Source organism: Xanthomonas hawaiiensis, assembly GCF_031834635.1.
Taxonomy (GTDB): Bacteria; Pseudomonadota; Gammaproteobacteria; order Xanthomonadales; family Xanthomonadaceae; genus Xanthomonas_A; species Xanthomonas_A sacchari.
Map to the genome: position 1 here is coordinate 1,725,315 of NZ_CP115873.1, position 17,860 is coordinate 1,743,174.

Consider the following 17,860-nt stretch of genomic DNA (forward strand, 5'->3'; position numbering starts at 1 on the left):
GGCCTCAGAACCCGAAGATGTCCTTGCCCAGGGCGAAGATCGGCAGCGCCGCCAGCACCCCGTCGATCCGGTCCAGCACGCCGCCATGGCCGGGAATCACGTTGCCCGAGTCCTTGGCGCCGACGTGGCGCTTGAGCAGGCTCTCGAACAGGTCGCCGACCACCGAGGCCAGCACGCTGACCGCGGCCACGATCAGCAGCCCGGGCAGGTGCGGCAGGGTTACCCCGGCCAGCCAGCCGAAGCCGGCGGCCACGATCAGGCCGGCCAACAGTCCGCCGATCAGGCCTTCCACGGTCTTGTTCGGGCTGATCCGCGGCGCCAGCTTGTGCTTGCCGAACTGGCGGCCGGCGAAATAGGCGCCGGAATCGGCGGCCCACACCGTTGCCAGGGCGGTCAGCAGCCAGCGGTGGCCGTTCGGCTCGCTGGCGTGGATCAGGCCCAGCGCGGCCCAGGCGGGCACGATCGCCAGGGTGCCGGCGGCGAGCTTGAACACCCGCGCATAGGTGGCGTGGTCGGAGCCGAAGCGGTAGAAGCCCAGCCACAGCAGCGCCACGCACCACCAGCCGGCGCCGATCAGGGTGGTCAGCTGGAACAGCACCAGCGAGCCGGCCGAGGCCCACACCAGCAGCACCATCAGCAGCAGGTTGAGCATCAGCAGGATGGTGCGCGGCAAGGTGTCGTCGACCTCGGCCAGCTTCAGCCATTCCCACAGGCCGATCAGGAAGATCAAGGCGGCCAGCGCGACCAGCCACTGGGTCGGCAGCAGCAGGATGGCGCAGATGGCCAGCGGGGCCATGATCAGCGCAGCGATGACGCGGGTACGGGTCATGCGGAAACGTTCTCCGTCGCCGCTTCGGCGACCTGCGCGCTGGTGAGGCCGAAACGCCGCTCGCGGCGGGCGTAGTCGTCCAGGGCTTGTTGCAGCACCTCGGGGCCGAACTCGGGCCAGAGGGTCTCGGTGAACCACAGTTCGGTATAGGCCAGCTGCCACAGCAGGAAGTTGCTGATGCGCAGGTCGCCGCCGGTGCGGATGAACAGGTCCGGCGGCGGCAGGTCGGCCAGCGCCATGCGCGCCGACAGCGCGTCCTCGTCGATCTGCTCCGGGCGCAGGCGCCCGGCGGCGACGTCCTCGGCCAGCGCGCGCGCGGCCAGGGCGATGTCCTGGCGGCCGCCATAGCTGGCGGCGATCGACAGGTGCAGGGCCTGGTTGTCGCGGGTGCGCGCCTCGGCCTGGGCCATGCGCTCGCACAGCGACGGCGCGAAGCGCGAGCGGTCGCCGATGAAGCGCACGCGCACGCCGCGCCGCTGCAGCTCTTCGACCTCGCGATCGAGCGCGTGCAGGAACAGCTTCATCAACGCATCCACTTCCTCCTGCGGGCGCCCCCAGTTCTCGCTGGAAAAGGCGAACAGGGTCAGCGCGCCGATGCCGCGCTCCAGGCAGAAGTCGATGGTGCGGTTGACCGCACGCGCGCCGGCGCGGTGGCCGATCACGCGCGGCCGGCGGCGGCGCTGCGCCCAGCGGCCGTTGCCATCCATGATGATGGCCAGATGGCGGGGCAGGGACATGGGGATGGGGTCGGAAGGCATGGCCGGCAGGCGCAGGCTCAGACCGCCATCAGTTCCTGTTCCTTGCCCTTGACCACGTCGTCCACGTCCTTGATCGCCTTGTCGGTCAGCTTCTGGATGTCGTCCTCGCTGGCGCGGGCCTCATCCTCGGTGACCTTCTTGTCCTTCAGCAGATCCTTGACCTGCTGGTTGGCGTCGCGGCGGATGTTGCGGATCGCGACCTTGGTGTCCTCGCCTTCGCCGTGCACGACCTTGGACAGTTCGCGGCGGCGCTCCTCGGTGAGGGCGGGCAGGTTGAGGCGGATGGTGGTGCCGGCGGTGTTCGGGGTCAGGCCCAGGTCCGAGGCCAGGATCGCCTTCTCGACCGCGCTGACCATCTGCTTTTCCCACGGGGTAATGGTCAGCGAGCGGGCGTCGGCGACGGCGACGCTGGCGACCTGGCTCAGCGGCATGTCCGAGCCGTAGTAGTTGACTTTCAGGTGCTCGACCAGGGCGGTCGACGCGCGCCCGGTGCGCACCTTGATGAGCGTATGACGCAGCGCGTCGATGCTCTTGGCCATGCGGGTCTGTGCGTCTTGCTTGATTTCGTTGAGCATCGCCGGTGTCCGTGCTGAATCTGAATCGGACGATTATAGCCTGCTGGGAGTGGGGAATCGGGAATGGGGAATGGCAAAGGCGGATCCCTGCGCGCCTAACTGAACGCCAATGTTGTGAGAATCGGGGCTAGCGCCAATGTTGCAGTGCGCAACGCTGTCGCGATTCCCTAATCCCGATTCCCCATTCCCAGCTTTTCAGCCCCGACCCTTCACCAACGTGCCGATCTCGGCGCCGCGCAGGATCTTCAGCAGTTCGCCGGGCTGGCCCATGTTGAAGATGCGCAGCGGCAGGTCGCTGTCGCGGGCCAGGGCGAAGGCGGCGGTGTCCATCACTTCCAGGTTGCGGGCGATGACCTCGTCGTAGGTCAGGCTGTCGAAGCGCACGGCGTCGGCGTGCTTCTTCGGGTCCTTGTCGTACACGCCGTCGACCTTGGTCGCCTTCAGCAGCAGGTCCGCGCCGATCTCGATCGCGCGCAGCGCCGCGCCGGAGTCGGTGGTGAAGAAGGGGTTGCCGGTGCCGGCGGCGAAGATCGCGATGCGGCCTTTTTCCAGGTGGCGGATCGCGCGGCGGCGGATGAAGTCCTCGCACACGTCGTTGATCTTGATCGCGCTCATCACCCGCACCTTGGCGCCGAGCTTCTCCAGCGCGTCCTGCATCGCCAGCGCGTTGATGACGGTGGCGAGCATGCCCATGTGGTCGCCGGTGACCCGGTCCATGCCGTTGGCTGCAAGGCCGGCGCCGCGGAAGATGTTGCCGCCGCCGATCACCAGCGCCACTTCCGCGCCGGCCTGCTGGGCCTCGATCACCTCATGCGCGAGGCGGTTGATGATCTTGGGATCGATGCCGTAGTCCCCGTCTCCCATCAGCGCTTCGCCGGACAGTTTCAACAGGATACGGCGATAGGCGAGCTGGGACATGGCGACCTCGTTGGGGGATGACGGGCAAACCACACGATTTTAGCCGATGCGCGCCAGTGCGTCTGCGCCGTCGGCGATGCTTCAGCGTTGCGCCTCCCCGCACGAGCGCGCGGTGACGCGATTGCGGCCGCCGTGCTTGGCGCTGTACAGCATGTCGTCAGCCGCCTGCAGCAGTTCCTGCGCGCTGTTGAAGCGCTCGCGGCCGCCCTGGGTGGCCACGCCGGCAGAGAAGCTGATGTGCAGCGGCCCCTGCTTGGTCTCGGCCATCGGCCGCTGCGCGATCTCGGCGAGGATGCGCCGCATCACGCCCAGCGCGGCCTCTTCGCCGGTGTTGGGCAACAGCACCAGGAATTCCTCGCCGCCGAAGCGCGCCACGGTGTCGCTGGCGCGCAGCATCGGCTGCAGGGTCTGCGCGAATGCGCGCAAGACCTGGTCGCCGACCAGGTGACCGTGCGCGTCGTTGATCTTCTTGAAATCGTCCAGGTCGATGAAGGCCACCGACAGCGGCCAGTCGTGGCGATTGGCCAGTTCGAACTGCTGCTTGAGCAAGGTATCCAGCTGGTGGCGGTTGAACACGCCGGTGAGCGCGTCGCGGCTGGCCTGCTCGGCCAGGCGCCGTGCGTGCTGCTCGTACTCGTCGGCGCGCTGGCGCACGCGGTTGGCTTCCTGCACTTCGCGCAGGTTGCGCAGCACCATCAGTTCGCGGGCATGGCTGATGATCGCGTCGACCCGCTCCGGCTGTGCGATGCGCACATCGAAGATCGGGCTGACCGCCGGCAGCGCCTCGGCGATGTGGCCCACCACCTCGTCGAAGCGGCGGCTATCCAGTTGCAGGTCGCGATAGGCGCGCTGCATGGCGTGGGTGCGTGCGGCTTCGGGATCGTCGCCGAGCCAGATGTCGGCGATGGCGCCGGACAGCCGCACGCAGATGTCGAAGGGCTCGGTCGCGGGGGTGGCATCGCTGCCGCTGCCGATACTGCGCTGCAGGTAGCTGGGCAGCTTCCACTTGTGCGCGAGCCAGGCGCCGACCTCGGCGCGGTCGGCGCCCAGGTGCTCGCGCTCCAGCGCACTCAGCCGCTGCGGATCGCCGGCGGCCTCGTGCAGCAGGGCGGCGTAGCGGTCGTGGCAGACGTGCAGCAGGGCCAGCGCGCCCATGTCCTGCAGCAATCCGGCCAGCATCAGTTCCTCGTGCTTGCGCAGCCCGGCGGCCTGGCCGAGCAGGCGGCTGGCCAGCGCCGCCAGCACGCTGCGTCGCCACAGCCGTTCCTGCGGCTCGCCGCTGCCGCCGCGCAGGCTCTGCACCATCGAGAAGCCCAGCGCCAGGCTCAGCGCGGCGTTCAGGCCGAGCATGGTCAGCGCCTGGCCCAGGTTGTCGACGCGGCGCCGGCTGGCGTACAGCGGGGAATTGGCGATGCGCAGCATGCGCGCGCTCAGTGCCATGTCCATGGCGATGGCATCGGCGGTGGCGGCCAGATCCACGTCCGCATCCTGTGCCAGTTCGATGATGCGCAGCGCCACGCCGGGCGGCGAGGGCAGGTCGCGGGAGTGGCTCAGGATCGCTTCGAGTTCAGGATGCATGCACTTCCGATACGGCGTGGAATGAGAGATGGGGAGGAGCTTGTCCTGGCCTGCGCAGCGTACACCCGTAAAAAAAAAGCCGCGACAATGCGCGGCTCTTTTCTTCCCGGGCGCGGGATCAGGCCAGGCCGGCCTGCTTCATCACTTCGGCGGCGTAGTCTTCCACCACCTTCTCGATGCCTTCGCCCACGGCCAGGCGCTGGAATCCGACCACGTCGGCGCCGGCGGCCTTCACCGCCTGCTCCACGGTCTGGTCGGTGTTCAGCACGTAGGGCTGGCCGTACAGGGTGACTTCGTTGACGATCTTGGCGATCTTGCCGCTGATGATCTTCTCCAGGATGTCGGCCGGCTTGGCCTTGTCCTTCTCCGACATCTTGGCCAGCTCGATTTCCTTTTCCTTGGCCACGAACTCGGCCGGGACGTCGGACGCCTTGATGTGCGGCGGGTTCATCGCCGCGATGTGCATGGCGATGCCGCGGGCCAGGTCGGCGTCACCACCCTTGACCTCGACCAGCACGCCGATGCGGCCGCCGTGCACGTAGGCGGCGACGTTGTTGGCGCTGTCGATGCGCACCAGGCGGCGCACCTGCACGTTCTCGCCGACCTTGGCGATGACCGCGGCGCGGGCTTCCTCGACGGTCTCGCCGCCGGGCAGCTTGGCGCTCTTCAGCGCCTCGACGTCGGCGGCGCCGGAGGCCAGGGCGGCCTGCACGACGGCGTCGGTGAAGGCCAGGAAGTTGTTGTCCTTGGCGACGAAGTCGGTCTCGGAGTTGATTTCGACCAGGACCGCCTTGCCGCCGTCCTGGGCCATCGCGATGCGGCCTTCGGCGGCGACGCGGTCGGCCTTCTTGTCGGCCTTGGCCAGGCCCGACTTGCGCAGCCACTCGGCGGCGTTGTCGATGTTGCCGGCGTTCTCGGTGAGCGCCTTCTTGCACTCCATCATGCCGGCGCCGGTGCGCTCGCGCAGTTCCTTGACCAGGGAAGCAGTGATTTCCACGGGATGTCCTCACGAAAGGTGGGAAAAGGCCGGCTTGCGGCCGGCCGGTAGATCTGGGAAGCGGGCGCCGCACAGGCGGCGCTCGCGAAGCCGGGCGCGCCGAACGCGCCGGGTGGCGGCTGCGCATGATCGCGCAGCCGCATGGCGCGCCGGTTACTCGGCGGCGGGAGCGGTCTCTTCGGCCTTCTTGCCGTTCTTGCGCGGGCCGCGGCCCTTGTCGTCGCCGCCTTCGGCGAACTCTTCCTCGCGCACGCTGGCGGCGTTCGGCGCAGCGGCCTTGCCTTCCAGCACGGCGTCGGCGGCGGCGCGGGCGTACAGCTGCACGGCGCGGATGGCGTCGTCGTTGCCCGGGATGGCGTAGTCCACCAGGTCCGGGTTGTAGTTGGTGTCGACCACCGCGATCACCGGGATGCCGAGCTTCTTGGCTTCCTTGATGGCGATGTCTTCATGGCCGATATCGATGACGAACAGCGCGTCGGGCAGGCGGTTCATTTCCTTGATGCCGCCCAGCGAGGCTTCCAGCTTGTCGCGCTCGCGGCGCAGGGTCAGCACTTCGTGCTTGACCAGCTTGTCGAAGGTGCCGTCGGTCTCGGCCGCTTCCAGCTCCTTCAGGCGCGCCACCGACTGCTTGACGGTGCGGAAGTTGGTCAGCGTGCCGCCCAGCCAGCGCTGGGTCATGAACGGCTGGCCGCAACGCTCGGCTTCTTCCTTCACCGCGTCGCGGGCGCTGCGCTTGGTGCCCAGGAACAGGATGGTGCCGCGCTTCTGCGCGACGCTGGAGATGAAGTTCATCGCGTCGTTGAACAGCGGAACCGTCTTCTCGAGGTTGATGATGTGGATCTTGCCGCGCGCGCCGAAGATGTACGGCGCCATCTTGGGGTTCCAGTAGCGGGTCTGGTGGCCGAAATGGACGCCGGCTTCCAGCATCTGACGCATGGTGACCTGGGGCATTGCAGTGACTCCTGATGGGGAACCGGCCGTGCGCGGGCAGGAATGGGTGAAGCGCGCGCATGACGGCGGCCTTGCGGGCCGCACGACGATTCCGGGGTTGGGCCTCCCTGCCGCCTCCGTGGCCGAACTCCTTGCGGAGCACCCCGGCACGGGCGATGGCGGCAGGTGTGAATTCGCCGGTGCGTCCGGCGTGGACGGTCCATCGGCCCATGACGGGCACGACGAAGCCGCGCACTATACCTGGCGGGGGCTGGTGGCGCAATGTGCCGGGCGGTTCACTCGGCGGGCAGGGCCTGCAGCGGCGTCTCGTCGTCGAGCCTGGCCGCGAAGTGGCCGCCGGGCGCGGTCGCGGCGGCCGGCAGCGGCCAGCGCTTGTAGGCGCCGGCCAGGACGTAGCCGGAGAGGCTGGGGAACAGTGCCAGGGTGCGGCCGTCGGCGCCGACGAAGCTCAGGTCGCTGAGCCGGGCGTGGGCGCTGCCGCGGTTGTGCACCACCAGCTCCGGCCCGCGCGCGCCGGCGCTCAGGTGGGCGCTCAGGCGCGGCACGGCTGCCGGGTCCGCCGCGCTCAGGAATACCGGGGTGGAATAGCGCAGCAGCAAAGGCGGGGGTTGCGTGGCGGGCGCCGGTGCGGCCGGGTCGGCTGGGGCGGGGCGTTCCTCCAGCACCAGGCGGTAGGCGCTTTCGTCGGCGCTGGCCGGTCCGGGACGCACCAGCCGCAGCAGTTGCCGCCCCTGCGCCGGGATGTCGATCGATTGCGGGCTGGTGCGGACCTCGTCGGTGCGCTCAAGGTCGTCCATCCCGTCGGTCTGCCGCCACCGGTACACCTGCACCTGGGCCTGCCAGGGGCGGTCCTGGGTATTGCTCAGCCAGATCTCGGTGCTGGTCTCGCCGGGAGCCAGTTGCACCAGGGTCGGGCTGATCCGCACCCCGGCCGCATCGGCACTGCCGGCCAGCGCCAGCAGCAGCGCCGGCAGCAGGCGCGCGCGCATGCGGCGGGCGCGGCCCACTAGAACGCGACCGTGGCGTAGCGCGCCGGGATGCGCGGCGCGGCGCCGGCCGCGGGCAGGCTCAAGGCCAGGGCGGTGGCGGCGTCGGGCGCGGGCACGCCGTCGATGCTCACCTGGTAGGCCAGTGGGCGGTTGCAGGCGACCGTCGGCAGCGCCCCGGGCTGCGGACGCGCCGCAGCGCCGATTTCGCAACTGCGCTCGATGCGGATGCCGATCCGCAGCATGGCGGCGCCGCTGCCGGCCCCTGGCTGCGCCGAGGCGTCGACGCCGGCCACGCACAGGCTCGCCAACAACAGCGGTCGCAGGAACGGCACGGTCATCGAGCGGGACTCCGGGGAGGACACAGCCAATAGCGGCCCGCCCCCCGGCAACTTGACCGGCGCGACGGCGCCGTTCAGGCATCAGTAGGTGACGGTGACCTTGACCACGTCGCTGTAGCTGCCCGGGGCGGGGGTCTGCCGCGCAGGCACCCGCCCGTACAGGGTCAGCGACTGTGCGCTGCCGGTCCCGGTACCGGTCTGGGTATCGGTATTCAGGGTGCTGCCCCAGCGTTGGGTGCGCGCGGCGTCGCGGTACAACTCGTAGGTCAGGTACTGGCCGCTGGCGCTGCGCATGCGGCGCACGTTGCCGCTGGCGTTCTGGCCGTTGTCCAGGCTCACCTGCCAGGCGGTGCGGGCGCGGCAGTTCATGCTGAGCGTGGTGGTGTAGTTCAGCGCATTGTCGATCAGGCCCGATTGGGTGCCGAAATCCAGGTCGGCGATGCTGGCGATGGTGCAGGTCGGCGCGGCGGTGGCGCTGGCCACGAACGGGAACTGCACCGAGGTGCCGCCGCCCTTGCCGCCGGTGGTGCAGGAGGCGGGAATCACCGCGGGGTTGCCGACCAGCGGCTCGTCGTAGCGGTACTGCAGGTTGGTGTACACGCCGCTGAAGCTGTTCTGGTAGGTCCCGGTGGCGATGCCGCTCTGCAGCGGGACGCGCGCATAGATGACGTAGGTGGCGGTGCCGGTGCCGCCGGTCGCCAGCGACGCGTAGGTCAGGTCCACCTGCAGCGGGGTGGAGCCGCTCAGGGCGCTGCCCCAGATCAGGCTGCGCGCGCTGTCGCGGTAGAGCTGGAAGCCGAGGATGTCGTTGAGCGGATTGAGCATGCGCCGCGGGGTGATGCCGAAGCCGGCGCCCTGCGCGCCCTCGCCGATGTTCAGACACATGCGCACGTAGATCGTGCCCAGCACGCTGATCGCGCCGGTCTGGCAGGTCACCAGGATCTGCGCGGTGGTGTCGGTGGCGGCGGTGTCGGAGAGGGTGCCGAAACTCGCCGCCGTCGCCTGTGCGGTGCAGGTGGTGGTGGCGGCGGCGCGCTGCGGCAGCAACGCCACGGCCGCCAGCAGCAGCGCCGTCAGCGCCATCGGCCAGGCACGCGCGCTCATGGCGTCGTCTCCTGCACGCAGCGCAGCGGACCCAGCCGGGTGGGCGGCGCCTGCGCCGGGCGTTCGATCCGCAACCGGCAACGGCGTCCTTGCATGTCCACCTCCAGGTCGTTGCGGCCGGGCGCGAGTCCTTCCACATAGGCCTGGCCATCGTAGCCCACCACGGTGTCGACGCCGGTTCCGCGCACCCGGCTGCCGACCGGCAGCGGTGTGTCGGCGGCATCGTGCAGTTGCACCAGCACGCCGTCGCTGCGACGGATCGGAAACGCGACCACCACCCCGGTGCGGTCGCGCGGTACCACGATCTGGTCGACCTGCTCCGGCCGCAGCTCCGCCGGCAGGCGCATCGGATCGATCGACAGGCGGTTGTGCTGCCATGCCAGCAGTGGCGTGACCAGCAGGAAGCCGCGCGCATCGGTGCGGCCGATCGGCCGGTTCTCCAGCAGCACCGGCACGTCGGCGACGCCGCCTGTGGAGACCAGGGCGAAGGCCTGGTCGAGGTCGCGGCCGCGGAACCAGCCGCCGCCGATCCAGGCCAGGCCGCCCGAGGCTTCGGCATAGCCGTAGCGTTGGCCGCCGGCGCTGGCGATGCCGCCGGCATAACGGGCGCTGGCGCTGCGCCAACTGGCTTCGGCGAGCCCGCCGCCGCCGTCCTGGCCGCCGCGTGCCTGCAGCCGCCAGCCGCTGCCGCCGTCGGCGGCGGCCGCCTGGCTGAGGTCCGCCGTCGCACTGGTGCGCGCGCCGATGCGCTGCATGGCGACGCCCGCCTGACGGCGGCCGTCCAGTGCGATCGACCAGCCCAGGTACACGCTGCGGTCGCTGGCCTGGTCCAGGTTCTGGTTGATGCTCAGGTTCAGCGACGATTGCCGCGGCAGGGCGCGGGTCCAGAACAGGCTGGCATAGCGCTGGTCGCCGCTGTCGGGATAGGCCAGGCGCACGTAGCTCAGGGCGATGTTGCCGACGCCGTCCCAGGTGCTGCCGAACAGGGCGCGTTCGCTGACCCGCGGCGGCGCGGCGCCGTAGCGCGCGGCCACGTCGCGATAGCCGGCCTGTGCGCGCTGGGTGTCCATGGCCAGGTTGAAACGGCCGTTGTTCCAGCGGTAGCTCAGCGCGTACTGCAGGCCGTGCTGCCCGGCCGCGCCGCCGTGCGCCAGCGAGGCGCCGAACACGCCGGCGCGCGGCAACAACCACAGGCTGCCGACCCCGGCATTGCGCACGCCGGCCCCGGCCTCGGCGTGGGCCTCGGCAGTGAAGCGCGGACCGAGGCCGCGCCGCCAGCTGGCGCTGCCGACGGTGTCGCCGGCATAGGCGAAATCGGCGACGCCGTACTGCTCGCGTACCCTGCCCAGCGCCAGCGACCAGTCGGTCAGCCCGCTGGCCAGCAGGTCCTGGGTCGCATAGAACGGAAAGGCCAGCGAGCGGGTGCGCCCGTAGGCGTCGGTGATCACCACCTGGGCATTGCCGGCGCCGTCCACGCCCGGCGCCGCGGACAACTGGAATGGCCCGGCCGGCAACTGCGCGCCGTACTGGCGGATGCCGTTGACGTACAGATCCACGCTGGACGGCACGGCCACCTCGCCGAGGAACTCCGGCAACGGGGTGATGGCGCGATACGGCTGCAGGCCGAAGTCGCTGCCCACCCGGACGCCGCCCAGGCGCACGGTGCGGCTCCAACTGGTGCTGCTGCTGAAGGTGTCGCCCAGCACCACGCTGGTCATGCGCTCGGGCAGCGACCACTGCCATTGCGTGTCCAGGCGGATCGCCTGGGCGCCCCAGTCGCGTTGCGGCTCGCGGTACAGGCGGCCGACGAAGGACTGCCGCAGCAGGCCCGCGCCCAGGCCGAACACGCGCAGCTCGCCGCTGGCGGTGAGATTGCTGGCGCCGCCCTGGCGGCTGGCGTAGAGGTCGTAGTCGAGCAGGGCGCCTGGGGAACTGGTCGCCGGCAGCGACGGGACGCCGCCGCGCGCGTCGATCCGGGTGGTGGCGACGTCCAGCAGCGCCACCGGTGCGTCGATCTCCACCTTCTGCAGGCTGGCGTCGTAGCGGAAGCGCACGCCGTCCAGGTCGCCCAGGGCGATCGCTGCGGTGGCGTCGCTGCCGTCCACGCGCAGGCCGAGCTGGCGCAGGGTGGCGGCGCTGGCGCGCAGTTGCGCGCCGTCGCGCTGGAACTGGAACAGGCCGGGCTGGCGGGTCTGGTTCAGGGTGACCTCCAGGTACAGGGTCTCCTGCGCCGGTGCCGCGGCCTGGGGCTGGGGCGCGGCCTGCGGCTGGGCGACGGCGAGCGCGGCAGTGCCGACCCACAGCGCCAGCAGCAGTTCAAGGCGCCGCGGTGTCCACGACCAGCGACTGCGCGTGCGGCTCGCCATTGATCCTTGCCTCGAACGTTCCCTGTATCTGCGCCAGCGCCGCCGGCAGCGGCCAGCGCTTGCGCTGGCCCGGCAGCACGTAGCCGGCCAGGCCGTCGGCGATCGCGGTGCGCCGGCCGTCGCCGGCGACGAACTGCAGGTCCACCAGTTGCGCGTGGCCGTTGCCCTGGTTGGCCACTTCCAGCGCCGCGGCGGCGCCGTCGCGGACCAGCCGCGCGCGCAGCGTCGGCGCGGTGGCGATGGCGGGCTGCAGGAACACCGGCACCGAATAGCGCAGCACGAACTGCAACCCGGCGCTGGCGCCGCTGGCGGGATCCTGGCCGGGCAACTCGTCAACGAGGATGCGGTAGGCGTCCTCGTGCGCGCCGGGCGCGGGGTCCAGGCGGATCACCCGCACCAACTGCCGCGCGTGCGGCGCCAGTTCCAGCATCGGTGGGCTGAGCGCGATGCGGTCGCTGGGGTCGAGCACATCCTCGCCGTCGCGCTGCTGCCAGCGGAACACGCGCACCTGCGCGCGCAGCGGCACGTCGCCGCTGTTGCTCAGCCACAGGCCCTGCGCGGTCTCCTCGGCACGCAGGGACACCGAGGTCGGCGCCACCTGCAGGCTCGCGGCGACAGCCGCGCCGGCCGCCGCCAGCCACAGTGCGGCGAGCGCGGGCAGGCGCAGGAAGGAAGGCAGTCGCGAACGCATGCAGGCGGCTCCGGTTACCAGGTGACGGTGGCGGTGACGACGTCGCTGTACGAACCGGCAGGGTAGTTGGTGCTGGCGACCTGGCCGTAGACGGTGATCGGTTGCACTGCACCATTGCCGGTGCCGGCCTGGGTGTCGGTACCGATGGTCGAGCCCCAGTTCTGGGTGCGCGCGGCATTGCGGTACAGCGCGTACGGCACGCGTGCGGTATTGCTGACGTCGGCGCTGCCCATGGTGCGGGTGGTGACCGTGGCACCGGAGCCGGAACCGGCGTTGAGCGCGATGTTGTACGGCGTGCCGGAGGTGCAGCGCACGTTCAAGGTGCCGGTGCTGTTGATCGCGGTCTGGGTGGAATTGACGCTGCCGAAATCGACGTCGGTGGGCGCGGTCTGGATGTCGCAGACGCTGGTGATCTGGATCTTGACGTTGAAGGTGCGCGAGTCGGACTGGGCCCAGGCCAGGCCGGTCCCGGCGGCGAACAGCACGAGGAAGGCGAGAACGCGATGGAAGAGGTACATGGCAGGGTTCTTCGGTGAGGGCGGACAACCGCCGGTGCCGATGCAGTGCAAAATGCGCGCCAGTTCACACTATTTTGGATCGCTATCCAGCTTCCACATGAGATGACGACCACAACACGTCGCGTTCATCACGGTGAAGGCGACGAGGGGCAAGGCCGCGTGCCAAAAAGCCGGCAAACCGCCCGGCGCGTTCAGCCAGGGCCGGGATGAGCGATAATGACGGCCATGACCGTCAATCTGAAAACTCCGCAGGACATCGAGAAGATGCGCGTGGCCGGCCGCCTGGCCGCCGAGGTACTGGACCTGATCGGCCCGTACGTGAAGCCCGGCGTCACCACCGCCGAGCTGGACCGCATCTGCCACGACCACATCGTCAAGGTGCAGGGCGCCGTCCCGGCCAACGTCGGCTACCGCGGCTATCCCAAGACCGTGTGCACGTCGGTGAACAACGTCATCTGCCACGGCATCCCCAGCGACAGCAAGGTCCTCAAGGACGGCGACATCGTCAACATCGACGTCACCGTGATCAAGGACGGCTGGCATGGCGACACCAGCCGCATGTACTGCGTCGGCACGCCCTCGGTGATGGCGCGGCGCCTGATCGAGGCCACCTACGAGGCGATGTGGCGCGGCATCCGCGCGGTCAAGCCGGGCGCCACGCTCGGCGATGTCGGCCATGCCATCCAGCAGTACGCCGAGAGCGAGCGCTTCAGCGTGGTGCGCGAGTACTGCGGCCACGGCATCGGCAAGGTCTACCACGACGAACCGCAGGTGCTGCACTACGGCCGGCCGGGCGACGGCCTGGTGCTGAAGCCGGGCATGACCTTCACCATCGAGCCCATGATCAACGAGGGCACGCGCTACACCCGCGTGCTGCCGGACGGCTGGACCGTGGTGACCAAGGACCGCAAGCTGTCCGCGCAATGGGAGCACATGGTCGCCGTCACCGACGATGGGGTGGAGGTCCTGACCCTGTCGCCGGGCGGCCTCGGCGAGCCGTGAGCCTGCTGCCGGCCGGCGCCGATGCCGGCATGCCCGGCGCCGGTGTCGACGACGCCGGCTGGGCGGCCGCAGTCCGGCAACTGCTGGCGCAGACCGATGCGCGGCTGAGCAAGCGTTTCGACCAGGGCGACGACATCGACCGCCTGCTGGCGCTGCGCGCCCGCGCCCTGGACCAGTTGATCCGCCACGCCTGGAGCCGCTGCGTGCCGCGCGAGGCCGGGCTGGCCCTGTTCGCGGTCGGCGGCTATGGCCGTGGCGAACTGTTTCCCCGCTCGGACATCGACCTGCTGGTGTTCGGCGAGCTCGACCCGGCGCACGAACCGGCGCTGGCGCGGCTGTTCCCGCTGCTGTGGGATGCCGGCGTGCCGGTGAGCCATGCGGTGCGCTCGGCCGCGCAGTGCACCGCCGCCTGCGCCGACCAGACCGTGCTGACCGCCTTGATCGAGGCGCGCCCGTTGCAGGCCGACGCCGCGGCCAAGGCGGCGCTGGCGGTGGCCATCGCCCCGCAGCGGGTGTGGCCGCCGCGCGAATTCTTCATGACCAAGCGCGAGGAACTGCAGGCCCGCCACCAGCGCTTCGGCGACACCGCCGACAACCTGGAGCCGGACATCAAGGACGGCCCCGGCGGCCTGCGCGATCTGCACACGCTCGGCTGGATGGCGCTGCGCGCGTTCGGCGTGCGCGACCTGGAGCCGCTGATCGGGCTGGGCCACGTCGGCGGCGACGAAGCCGCGGCGCTGCGCCGCGAGCGTCGCGAACTGGCGCGCCTGCGCTACGGGCTGCACCTGGTCGCCAACCGCCCGGAAGAGCGCTTGCGCTTCGATTACCAGAAGGCGCTGGCGCAGCGCCTGGGCTTCTCCGACGACCCCGAGAGCCTGGGCGTGGAGAAGATGATGCAGCGCTTCTACCGCAGCGCGGCGATCGTGCGTCGGCTCAGCGACCGCCTGCTGCAGCGCTTCGAGGAGCAGTTCGACGGCGAGGCGCAGCCGCAGCCGCTGGACGGCGGCTTCTCGCTGCGCCGCGGTTACCTGGCCGCCGACGACGAGCGCTGGCCGCAGGCCGACCCGGTGCAGGTGTTCGCGTTGTTCGCCACCTGGGCCGCGCACGGCGAGATCCGCGGCCTGCATTCGCTGACCGCGCGCGCGCTGGCCGAGGCGCTGCCGCACCTGCCGGCCTACGCCGACGCCACGACCACCGCGCGCGAGCGCTTCCTGGCGCTGCTGCGCGGCCCGCGCGCGGTGCAGACGCTGACCCGGATGGCGCGGCTGGGCGTGCTCGGGCAGTGGATCCCGGCGTTCGCGCAGGTGTCCGGGCGCATGCAGTTCGACCTGTTCCATGTGTACACGGTCGACCAGCACACGCTGATGGTGCTGAAGAACATGGCGGTGTTCGCCAACGCGCGCGCCGACGAGCGCTTCTCGATCGCGCATGAAGTGTGGCCGCGGCTGCGTAAGCCGGAACTGTTGCTGCTGGCCGGCCTGTTCCATGACATCGCCAAGGGCCGCGGCGGCGACCATTCGGAACTGGGCGCGGTGGATGCGCGCGCGTTCTGCGCTGCGCATGCGCTCAGCGCCGCCGACACCGACCTGGTCGCCTGGCTGGTCGAGCAGCACCTGCGCATGTCGGTGACCGCGCAGAAGCAGGACATCGCCGATCCGGAGGTGATCCATCGCTTCGCCAGCCTGGTCGGCGACCGCGAGCGGCTGGACTATCTGTACCTGCTGACCTGCGCCGACATCGCCGGCACCAGCCCCAAGTTGTGGAACGCGTGGAAGGATCGGCTGCTGGCGGACCTGTACTTCGCCGCGCGCCGCGCGCTGCGCGAAGGCCTGGAGCATCCGCTGCCGGTGGCCGAGCGCCTGCAGGAAGCGCGCGAGGCCACGCGCGCGCTGATGCACATCCAGGGCCACGATGACGTCACCATCGACCGCCAGTTCGCCGGCATGCCGGACGAGAGCTTCCTGCGCTTCCGCCCCGAGCAACTGGCCTGGCAGGCGACCTCGCTGATGGAGGTGGAACTGGGCGGCACCCTGGTGAAGGTGCGCCCGGTCACGCCCGACGACGCGGCGCTGGAAGTGTTCGTGTACTCGCCCGACCGCGACGGCCTGTTCGCCGCGATCGTGATGACCCTGGACCGGCTCGGCTACGGCATCCATCGCGCGCGGGTGCTCGACGCCCCGCACGGCGCGATCTTCGACACCTTCGAGGTGATGCCCGCCGATGCCTTCGCCAGCGGCGACCTGGCGCAGTTGCAGGCAGGGCTGCGCGAGGCGCTGGCCGGCGACCTGGCGCGCCTGCGCCCGGCGCGACGGGTGGTGCCGCGGCAACTGCGGCATTTCCGCTTCGCCCCGCGCATCGAGTTCCGCGAGAGCCTCGACGGCCGCCTGACCCGGCTCGGCCTGGTCGCGCCGGACCGCCCGGGACTGCTGGCGGACGTGGCCCAGGTGCTGCGCCGGCACCACCTGCGCGTGCACGACGCACGCATCGCCACCTTCGGCGAGCGCGCCGAGGACCTGTTCCACATCACCGACGAGCACAACCTGCCGTTGCCCGAGGCCGCCCGCCAGGCGCTGCAGGCCGCGCTGCAGGCGTGCCTGGACCCCGATACCCCGCCTGGAGACCCCCGCTGATGGCCACCAAGAAGCCTGCCGCCAAGAAGTCCGCTGCCAAGACGGCGGCGCCCGAGAAGACGGCCCCGAAGAAGACCGCCAAGCCGGCTGCGGCCAAGCCTGCGGCGCCGACCGCGTCAGCCAAGCCGGCCAAGCCCGCGCCGAAGCCGCTGCGCGCCAAGCCGGTCGCCGTGCCCAGCGCCGACGAACTGAAGTTCACCATCGACAGCGCCTTCGAGCGCCGCGCCACGCTGACCCTGGACGAGATCGAGGGATCCACCCGGCCGGTGGTCAACCGTGTCATTGACGGCCTGGAAAGCGGCGAGTTCCGCGTCGCCGAGCCGGACGGGCACGGCGGCTGGAAGGTCAACGAGTGGCTGAAGAAGGCGGTGCTGCTGTACTTCCGGGTCAACGAGATGGCGGTGGTGGAAGCGCAGCCGGCGCCGTTCTGGGACAAGGTGGAGGCGCGTTTCGCCGGCTATCACGAAGCCGAGTTCCGCAAGGCCGGGGTGCGCGTGGTGCCGGGCGCGGTGGCGCGTCGCGGCAGCTACTTCGGCAAGGACGTGGTGCTGATGCCGAGCTTCACCAACATCGGCGCGCACGTCGGCGAGGGCACCATGGTCGACACCTGGGCCACGGTCGGCTCCTGCGCGCAGATCGGCAAGCACTGCCACCTGTCCGGCGGCGCCGGCATCGGCGGCGTGCTTGAACCGCTGCAGGCCAGCCCGACCATCATCGAGGACCACTGCTTCATCGGCGCGCGCTCGGAGGTGGTGGAGGGCGTGGTGGTCGGCCACCACAGTGTGATCGGCATGGGCGTGTTCCTGGGCCAGAGCACGCGCATCTACAACCGCGCCACCGGCGAGATCTCCTACGGTTATGTGCCGCCGTACAGCGTGGTGGTGTCCGGGCAGTTGCCGTCCAAGGACGGTTCGCACTCGCTGTACTGCGCCGTGATCGTCAAGCAGGTCGACGCCAAGACCCGCAGCAAGACCAGCGTCAACGATTTGCTGCGCGGGCTGGCTGATTGAGGATGGCGAGACCGGGGCCAGCCCGGTCTCGCTTTGGCGTGCTGCTTCTAAAGCCCTTCTACATAGCCTTGAGCTCAAGGTAACAGCAAGGGCTTTCGCCTTGCGGCGAGTTACTTTTCTTTGCTTGTGCAAAGAAAAGTAACCAAAAGAAAGCACACCCTGCCTACGCGCCCTCCGCGCTGCGCGCTCCGGGTCCGCGGATGCACCGGGGATCCGCGGAAGGGGCATCCTGCCCCTGCCGCGGACGGCGCACATCCATGTGCGCCGCCCTTCGGGTGTTTCCCCGGTCCATCCGCCGCTGCGGAAGGGAACCCAGTAGATCAAAAGCAAACGCAAAGGCGGTAAAGCACGCAGGGGCTTCCGTCATCATCGGAGTGCCGGTATGTCGAACCTCCGGCGAATCCAATGCCAGTGTGCCGTCTGCGGGCAGACCGCACACCCGGCGTACATCGGTGGCCGGATACGCTGCCACACGCGGATTTGAGCGCTGCCGAGGCAGTGTGCATCGGATCGACATGCCCGGGCAGATGTTGCCGGGTGCTGCACTGCCACGACAGGAGACGCCAATGCGGAGGATGAAATGGGCTTGCTGGATGACGGTAGCGG

General features: G+C 70.2%; 16 protein-coding genes. 3 read left to right on the forward strand and 13 right to left on the reverse strand.

Annotated features, from left to right (window positions below):
* Positions 1–4: 4 nt before the first annotated feature.
* The 13 genes from PG878_RS07500 to PG878_RS07560 form a co-directional block, all read right to left on the reverse strand.
* A complete protein-coding gene (locus tag PG878_RS07500; RefSeq protein WP_209029776.1) occupies positions 5–829 on the reverse strand; it encodes a phosphatidate cytidylyltransferase in 825 nt (274 codons plus the stop codon).
* A complete protein-coding gene (gene uppS / locus PG878_RS07505; protein ID WP_160970844.1) occupies positions 826–1,566 on the reverse strand; it encodes a polyprenyl diphosphate synthase in 741 nt (246 codons plus the stop codon). Before uppS ends, PG878_RS07500 begins: the two co-directional genes overlap by 4 nt.
* 38 nt (positions 1,567–1,604) lie before the next feature.
* Complete coding sequence (gene frr / locus PG878_RS07510) at positions 1,605–2,162, reverse strand: ribosome recycling factor (RefSeq protein WP_209029777.1); 558 nt, start codon at positions 2,160–2,162, stop codon at positions 1,605–1,607.
* A 195-nt stretch (positions 2,163–2,357) separates the two neighbouring features.
* Positions 2,358–3,080 carry a UMP kinase gene (gene pyrH, locus PG878_RS07515; RefSeq protein WP_010344040.1) on the reverse strand — a complete coding sequence of 241 codons (723 nt, stop codon included), beginning with the start codon at positions 3,078–3,080 and terminating at the stop codon, positions 2,358–2,360.
* 81 nt (positions 3,081–3,161) lie between these two features.
* Positions 3,162–4,658 carry a GGDEF domain-containing protein gene (locus PG878_RS07520; RefSeq protein WP_209029778.1) on the reverse strand — a complete coding sequence of 499 codons (1,497 nt, stop codon included), beginning with the start codon at positions 4,656–4,658 and terminating at the stop codon, positions 3,162–3,164.
* 118 nt (positions 4,659–4,776) lie between these two features.
* A complete protein-coding gene (gene tsf, locus PG878_RS07525; protein WP_209029779.1) occupies positions 4,777–5,655 on the reverse strand; it encodes a translation elongation factor Ts in 879 nt (292 codons plus the stop codon).
* 153 nt (positions 5,656–5,808) lie between these two features.
* Positions 5,809–6,606, reverse strand: a complete 798-nt coding sequence (rpsB, locus tag PG878_RS07530) for a 30S ribosomal protein S2 (RefSeq protein ID WP_017908839.1) — start codon at positions 6,604–6,606, stop codon at positions 5,809–5,811.
* 275 nt (positions 6,607–6,881) lie between these two features.
* A complete protein-coding gene (locus PG878_RS07535) occupies positions 6,882–7,595 on the reverse strand; it encodes a fimbrial biogenesis chaperone (protein WP_209029780.1) in 714 nt (237 codons plus the stop codon).
* Positions 7,596–7,612: 17 nt separating this feature from the next.
* Entirely contained in the window at positions 7,613–7,933 is a 321-nt protein-coding gene (locus tag PG878_RS07540) for a hypothetical protein (RefSeq protein ID WP_209029781.1), read from the reverse strand.
* Between the two features lie 81 nt (positions 7,934–8,014).
* Positions 8,015–9,037, reverse strand: coding sequence for a Csu type fimbrial protein (locus tag PG878_RS07545; protein WP_209029782.1), 1,023 nt, complete (start codon positions 9,035–9,037; stop codon positions 8,015–8,017).
* The gene (locus PG878_RS07550) at positions 9,034–11,403 is read right to left on the reverse strand and encodes a fimbria/pilus outer membrane usher protein (protein WP_209029783.1); all 2,370 of its coding nucleotides are present in this window, start codon (positions 11,401–11,403) and stop codon (positions 9,034–9,036) included. Before PG878_RS07550 ends, PG878_RS07545 begins: the two co-directional genes overlap by 4 nt.
* Positions 11,354–12,094 carry a fimbrial biogenesis chaperone gene (locus PG878_RS07555; RefSeq protein ID WP_209029784.1) on the reverse strand — a complete coding sequence of 247 codons (741 nt, stop codon included), beginning with the start codon at positions 12,092–12,094 and terminating at the stop codon, positions 11,354–11,356. Before PG878_RS07555 ends, PG878_RS07550 begins: the two co-directional genes overlap by 50 nt.
* Positions 12,095–12,108: 14 nt before the next feature.
* Positions 12,109–12,612: a Csu type fimbrial protein gene (locus tag PG878_RS07560; protein ID WP_048491225.1), complete on the reverse strand. Its 504-nt coding sequence runs from the start codon at positions 12,610–12,612 to the stop codon at positions 12,109–12,111.
* 225 nt (positions 12,613–12,837) lie between these two features.
* Between PG878_RS07560 and map the strand changes: the two genes are divergently transcribed.
* Genes map through dapD form a run of 3 tightly spaced genes read left to right on the forward strand, consistent with a single transcriptional unit; the run spans position 12,838 to position 17,254 of the window.
* Entirely contained in the window at positions 12,838–13,614 is a 777-nt protein-coding gene (map, locus tag PG878_RS07565) for a type I methionyl aminopeptidase (RefSeq protein WP_010344028.1), read from the forward strand.
* A 29-nt stretch (positions 13,615–13,643) separates the two neighbouring features.
* Entirely contained in the window at positions 13,644–16,244 is a 2,601-nt protein-coding gene (locus tag PG878_RS07570; protein WP_209029879.1) for a [protein-PII] uridylyltransferase, read from the forward strand.
* Positions 16,244–17,254: a 2,3,4,5-tetrahydropyridine-2,6-dicarboxylate N-succinyltransferase gene (gene dapD / locus PG878_RS07575; RefSeq protein ID WP_209029785.1), complete on the forward strand. Its 1,011-nt coding sequence runs from the start codon at positions 16,244–16,246 to the stop codon at positions 17,252–17,254. Before PG878_RS07570 ends, dapD begins: the two co-directional genes overlap by 1 nt.
* The last annotated feature ends 606 nt before the right edge of the window (positions 17,255–17,860 follow it).

Coding starts and splice junctions, on each gene's coding strand:
- PG878_RS07560 (WP_048491225.1), bottom strand. CDS start 12,612: ATGTACCTCTTCCATCGCGTTCTCGCCTTCCTCGTGCTGTTCGCCGCC.
- PG878_RS07555 (WP_209029784.1), bottom strand. CDS start 12,094: ATGCGTTCGCGACTGCCTTCCTTCCTGCGCCTGCCCGCGCTCGCCGCA.
- rpsB (WP_017908839.1), bottom strand. CDS start 6,606: ATGCCCCAGGTCACCATGCGTCAGATGCTGGAAGCCGGCGTCCATTTC.
- PG878_RS07535 (WP_209029780.1), bottom strand. CDS start 7,595: ATGCGCGCGCGCCTGCTGCCGGCGCTGCTGCTGGCGCTGGCCGGCAGT.
- PG878_RS07570 (WP_209029879.1), top strand. CDS start 13,644: ATGCCCGGCGCCGGTGTCGACGACGCCGGCTGGGCGGCCGCAGTCCGG.
- map (WP_010344028.1), top strand. CDS start 12,838: ATGACCGTCAATCTGAAAACTCCGCAGGACATCGAGAAGATGCGCGTG.
- frr (WP_209029777.1), bottom strand. CDS start 2,162: ATGCTCAACGAAATCAAGCAAGACGCACAGACCCGCATGGCCAAGAGC.
- dapD (WP_209029785.1), top strand. CDS start 16,244: ATGGCCACCAAGAAGCCTGCCGCCAAGAAGTCCGCTGCCAAGACGGCG.
- PG878_RS07550 (WP_209029783.1), bottom strand. CDS start 11,403: ATGGCGAGCCGCACGCGCAGTCGCTGGTCGTGGACACCGCGGCGCCTT.
- PG878_RS07520 (WP_209029778.1), bottom strand. CDS start 4,658: ATGCATCCTGAACTCGAAGCGATCCTGAGCCACTCCCGCGACCTGCCC.
- PG878_RS07545 (WP_209029782.1), bottom strand. CDS start 9,037: ATGAGCGCGCGTGCCTGGCCGATGGCGCTGACGGCGCTGCTGCTGGCG.
- PG878_RS07500 (WP_209029776.1), bottom strand. CDS start 829: ATGACCCGTACCCGCGTCATCGCTGCGCTGATCATGGCCCCGCTGGCC.
- uppS (WP_160970844.1), bottom strand. CDS start 1,566: ATGTCCCTGCCCCGCCATCTGGCCATCATCATGGATGGCAACGGCCGC.
- PG878_RS07540 (WP_209029781.1), bottom strand. CDS start 7,933: ATGACCGTGCCGTTCCTGCGACCGCTGTTGTTGGCGAGCCTGTGCGTG.
- pyrH (WP_010344040.1), bottom strand. CDS start 3,080: ATGTCCCAGCTCGCCTATCGCCGTATCCTGTTGAAACTGTCCGGCGAA.